Annotated in this window: 1 protein-coding gene and 1 pseudogene; both read right to left on the minus strand. The window is 60.1% G+C overall.

Annotated features, from left to right (window positions below):
- A pseudogene (locus tag J5M71_RS27165) lies at positions 1-264 on the minus strand (two-component sensor histidine kinase); the annotation flags it as partial.
- Between the two features lie 114 nt (positions 265-378).
- Positions 379-516, minus strand: a 138-nt coding sequence (locus J5M71_RS27170; RefSeq protein WP_207838617.1) for a winged helix-turn-helix domain-containing protein, incomplete at its 5' end; no start/stop codon positions are given.

Here is a 516-nt window from a genome sequence, read left to right on the forward strand (position 1 = left end):
GTGCTGCTCGCCTTCCGGCACGCCGGCGCCGACCACACGAATCAGGGTCGCGGCATCGGCAATTTTTGCGCGGTTTTCTTCGTCGGCGGCCCAATAGGCGCGCAGCGTCAGAGCGACACCATGGCTGTATTGGCGGTCCACCAGCACGTCCTCGTTCATCAACAGATAAACCAGGGTCAGCGCCTTGGAAAACAGCACGACGATCAGCACCAGCCAGAGGGTGCGGGAGAAAAAACTTTGGGGGAACCAGACGGGGGTTTTCATCTTTAACCGCTACACACTTGCAGGAGCGAGCAATGCTCGCATATTGCGGATTGCGAGTCTGTGGCAATGGCCGTGCGGCCAGAGCCTTGCAGACCCGCTCCTACAAATCACCGATCACTTGGTGGCGGTGCCATCCGGTACGAACACGTAACCCACGCCCCAGACAGTCTGGATGTAGCGCGGTTTCGACGGATCGGGTTCGATCATCCGGCGCAGACGCGAGATCTGCACGTCGATGGAACGCTCCAGCGC

Origin of the sequence: Pseudomonas sp. 43(2021) (assembly GCF_017490805.1) — a bacterium.
GTDB lineage: Bacteria > Pseudomonadota > Gammaproteobacteria > Pseudomonadales > Pseudomonadaceae > Aquipseudomonas.